A 4,572-nucleotide genomic window follows, 5' to 3' on the forward strand; every position below is an offset into this window, starting at 1 on the left:
CATTGACCGATGTTTACTTAGAACTCAACCCATCTTTTTGCGAACCGCCGTATACGAGACCCGTACGTACGGTGGTGTGAGAGGCGCAGTGGCGACCGGTAGGTCGTCACCCGTCTACTCGATTGTACGCTTTTAAAATTACGGATATGGAAACGAGAAAATGGAACACAGTAAAAGAAGTTTTGGTAAAAGGCGGTGGAACAATGGATGTAGGAAGCTACTTTACAGAACATAAAGGAAATGGAATAACCATAACAATTGAAGAGCCTGTTGGAATAATGAAGCTAACTGGTGTAAAGAGAACTGTTGAATATAATGGCAAAACTTCTTCTTTTTTTAATGACGATGCACTTGCTATATTTATGGATATGATGCAGTAATTTTTATTGCGTACAACGGTCTCGTATAACCGTCAGTTACGGGTTAAAGTACGCAAATTTTTCGGTTAAGAACTGACGTTAGCAATTCCGAGTGGATTCGGACGTAGTCGAATCCGCCGTAATTGCGGTTATACATTGTTGTAAAACGTTTTTTTTATTCAATAGTTTTTTTCTTTTTTCAGTTCTCCGTTTTCGTTAAAAGTTTTCCATAGTCCGACCTTTTTTCCGTTTACTGTTTGTCCTTCTTTGAACAAATAACAGACTTGTAGTTTATATGAGCATTTATAATATTTCTCATTTCTTTTAAAACTGATATGTTCGTCGGATTCGAAAAATTCAGTCAGATTATTTGCATCTGAGTCGATTTCAGTTGTTATCGATTCGGACGTTTTATTTCCATCTCGGTCATAAGAATTCCAAGATATTATATTTCCGTATTTTCCTAAAAGAACTTCACTTGCGATTTGTCCGTTTTTGTAATATTGAGTTTGCTTTCCTGAATGAGTTGAATAGTTTTCGGAGTTGTATTTATAAGTGGTAATTGTGCTTATCCACCAAATTTTTCCATTTCCGTAAAAAATTGTGTCGGGTTTAGATTCAATTTCCTCAAGTTCACTCACTATTTTTTTGAATCTGTCAGAATGTTGAGCATTAGAAAAATTGCAAATCAGAAATAAGGATATGATTGTTAGAAATCGTTTCATTCAAATTCTGACTAACGTCAAATTAAGTTGTTGATATTCAGGTTCTTTGTAAAACCGAAATCTTCGGGTTTCAATTCAAATTTATCGATTTGTTTTTTAATACGGTTAATGAGCCCAAGTTTTCTTTTTTGGTCCAGGAATAAGTATTTTGTAGGAGGTTGATATCCGTTCTTTTTTGTGACCATGTTCCATATGATCACTGCGAGTTTTCGTGCCGTTGCACTGACTGCTGAATGTCTTCCTTTTCGGTAGGCGACCCTTCGGAAAAAATCTGAAAGGTGTGTATCCTTTAGGTTCCCTATGGCATTGGCCGCTTGGCGCAGGGCGATTTTCAACCGGTTGCTTCCCTTTGGCACGCGGTTGCTGAGTGTTTTTCCTCCTGATATTTTATTATTGGGTGCAAGCCTGAGCCAAGAAGAAAACTGTTTTGATGATCCGAATTTTTTGAAGCCCTGGGGACCTATCTCGCTCATTATGGTCAGTACCGTGGAATGACTCAGTCCCTCGATGGCAAAGAGATCAACCCCGTCAAAATAGCGGAAGGCTATTTGGTTCAGATCTTTGATCTGCGGTGCATTTTTATTGATTCTCTTATAGGGCTTTTCGGTTGTTTTCATTTTGCTGCGCTCGGGATGCTCTTTCAGCTCTCGTTTTATAAAGTGCTCGATTTCTTTGTCGCAGTCAGCAATCTTTTTTTGAAAGAATTTATAGCTGTCGAACTCCTGTTGCAGCCCAAAGAGATAGTCCGATCGGTTGTTGCCGTGGAGCGCCCTGGCAATTTCCTCTTTTGGTTTTCTGCAATTGTAGTGCCGGTGCTCGGCCAAACTTTGGGGATCAAGGTTGCCCTTACAGATATCGTCTATTATTTTCATTCCTGTAAGCCCGCACACGTCCTTGACCACAACGTCCAACCTAAAGTTCAATAGTTTAAGGTACTTCTGCATTTTATGCGTGGCCGAAGCGGCCAGATCTATCCAGTTCCCCCTTTGGCGACAAAATGTCCTCAACTGTTCTGTTGTAAGATCAGGTAGAAAGCTGCCTGTGAGCAGCCCCAAGGTGTGGAGCTTCTGTATCCATCGACAGTCCTTAACGTCCGTCTTTTTGCCTTTGGCATTCTTTGTGAACTTTCCATTGGCCAGCACGACCTCAAAACCGAAGGAGATAAGCTCTACATACAGATTTTGCCAATAATCTCCTGTGGACTCCATTGCCACTGTGGTCACGCCAGAGTCCAAGAGCCACTGGCAAAGTTCTGTGAGATTTTCGGCATAGACCCCAAACTCCCTGACATCCTCTAATTCTTGGCCAATGGCCACATAGTGTGAGCGACTGCCCACGTCGATTCCGGAGGCATTGAAATTTACAACGTCCATTCCAAGTTTCATTTTTCTTTCCATGATAAAAAAAGTTTATGGTTTAGTAAAAAATGACCCTAAGGAAACGTAACTTTGATATAGAAAATTATTCTGAACGGGGTTCCACTATCACGGACCACCACTGAAATTATCAACAAGCCCTTGAATTGGTACTTCGAGGGCTTTTACATTTCAACCAGAATGTGTACCGGGCTATGATGCACCAGTTTTAAAATCGGCCTTGCATAGGATCGACATAAAGGTCGGGAGTTCTTATCGTTAGCTCAAGAAATTAATAGAAATTTTTTGTGTGGGGAATGTTTTACAACGGTCTCGGCTATGAGTAGTTGCGTAGTTTAGCACTTAACTTTGCAAGTACACACCAAACTGAAAATCCGCGAGGATTTTCAGAAGTAGGCGAGAACAAGCAATTACTTATAGCCATTGTTGTGCGTTCGTTTTTTATTTCCATTGTCTGTTTTTCAGGTTGGTTTTCTTTAATGAATATCCATCGTTAAAAAACAATTTTCCCTTATCTAAAGTCATTATTTTATCAGTCAAAAATCTCGGAACTGCATTTAAATCCAAATCTCTAACAGTTATTTCTATTTCGTTATAATTTGGATTATCGATTTGAATAGTTTCTTTTTGACCTAAATAATGATAAGTAATTGTCTCAACTTTTTGAGAGTTCAATTCTGTAATTCCATTCACGTCTGCTGGTTTTCCAAAACTTTGATTGTTTAAAACAATAAACGCTCCAGCTAAAGGTAATTCCAAGTCAGCAATTTTTACTTGAATATTAGTTCTGTTAAGGTTTATTTTTCCTTTAAAAGTCGTACTCGGATTTTTTGGTTGTTCGAATGTATTCAGTTTTATACTGTCATTTGATATCTGTTCCCAATTACCCTTAACTACTGTTCCACCACCAACGTCCATAAAATTGAAATATTCAAAGGTTTTATCCGATTTCAGTTCAATTTGAGTGCAGGCGAGGTATCCGTTTTCGCATTTTCCATACAAACCAACAATTGATTTTATAGCTGAACACGAGCTTAAAAAAGTAAGTAATAAAATCAGTTTTATATGTTTCACGATTTGGTTTTCAAAATGACGCACAACGGTTTTGTGTAAGCGTCAGTAACGGGAAAGTGCGCGATTACTTTCCGCTGACGCACCGAATTTAGCAAAACGAGTTGAATTTCCGATTAGGAAATTCAGCCGTTATTGCGCTTACACGTTGTTAGCTGTAGTTTTTATTTTTCATTAAGTTTCTTACAATAATCATTATGTCAGCTACTAAATATCCACCAACAACTATAATTCCAAAAATCCTTAAAGGTCTTTGTCTTGGGTGATTTGGGTCAGGATTTAAAATCATTTGAATACATAGATAAAGAATAAATAGACAGAATGGATATAGTATAATTCTTGTCAAGATTTTCGTAAAAGTCCATTCTTTAACCTTATCCTGTTTTAATTCAGATTTTGGTTTGTTGGTCAATTCAGAGTTATTTTTTTGCTCAATATTTTCAATGGCTTCTTTCAGTTCGTCAGTCAGAAGTTTGGTTTCGTATTTTTTGGACTTTCCCAAAACCAAACGTAATAAAAGTCCAATGACTAAAAGTCCAATTGTTCCAATTACAGCCATTTTAAAGTCAGTTGAGAGGAACAAACCTGAAATCAACACAATTAAAAATCCGATTGTTATTTTATTTAGCAGTTTGTGATAAGGGTTTTTCTCTGTCCTTATTCCGTTCAGTTCATCATTTTGGTTAAAAGTCAGATGGAATATTGGGTAAGCACCACGCAAAAAATGAGATGAACGCCAAATCAAAAGTTCATTACGTTTAATTTCTCCACTGTACTTTGTTGTATTGTAGTGAAATGCATCATTCCAATGGTTTGTCAGATTACTTTTTTTGTTCTGAACAATTAATTTTTCGATGTCTTTCTTTTTTACCACAAAGGTTGGTTTAAATTCTGACTAACGTTTTTGTAATGTACTAAGAATCAATTAATTTCAATTCCAAGGTCTTCATTGGTCAAAGCGAATTTATCGATTTGTTTTTTAATTCTCTTAACCAAACCTAGTTTTCTCTTTTGGTCCAAAAAGAGATAGCCTTCGGGATT

Annotated in this window: 5 protein-coding genes; 1 reads left to right on the forward strand and 4 read right to left on the reverse strand. The window is 37.4% G+C overall.

The features are described from left to right. Positions 1–146 precede the first annotated feature (146 nt). Positions 147–380 carry a hypothetical protein gene (locus G6N06_RS19450; protein ID WP_163518363.1) on the forward strand — a complete coding sequence of 78 codons (234 nt, stop codon included), beginning with the start codon at positions 147–149 and terminating at the stop codon, positions 378–380. Between the two features lie 158 nt (positions 381–538). Here the strand turns inward: G6N06_RS19450 and G6N06_RS19455 are convergent, their stop codons facing one another. The 4 genes from G6N06_RS19455 to G6N06_RS19470 form a co-directional block, all read right to left on the reverse strand. After that, positions 539–1,000, reverse strand: coding sequence for a hypothetical protein (locus G6N06_RS19455; RefSeq protein ID WP_163518364.1), 462 nt, complete (start codon positions 998–1,000; stop codon positions 539–541). A 101-nt stretch (positions 1,001–1,101) separates the two neighbouring features. Continuing rightward, positions 1,102–2,481 carry an IS110 family RNA-guided transposase gene (locus tag G6N06_RS19460; RefSeq protein WP_163518365.1) on the reverse strand — a complete coding sequence of 460 codons (1,380 nt, stop codon included), beginning with the start codon at positions 2,479–2,481 and terminating at the stop codon, positions 1,102–1,104. A 420-nt stretch (positions 2,482–2,901) separates the two neighbouring features. After that, on the reverse strand, positions 2,902–3,378 hold the full coding sequence (locus tag G6N06_RS19465; RefSeq protein WP_163518366.1) for a hypothetical protein: 477 nt from the start codon (positions 3,376–3,378) through the stop codon (positions 2,902–2,904). Between the two features lie 304 nt (positions 3,379–3,682). Continuing rightward, positions 3,683–4,405 (reverse strand): hypothetical protein, encoded by a 723-nt coding sequence (locus tag G6N06_RS19470; RefSeq protein WP_163518367.1) that lies wholly within the window; start codon positions 4,403–4,405, stop codon positions 3,683–3,685. Between the last annotated feature and the right edge of the window lie 167 nt (positions 4,406–4,572).

The sequence above is a fragment of the Gelidibacter japonicus genome, assembly GCF_010725055.1.
GTDB lineage: Bacteria > Bacteroidota > Bacteroidia > Flavobacteriales > Flavobacteriaceae > Gelidibacter > Gelidibacter japonicus.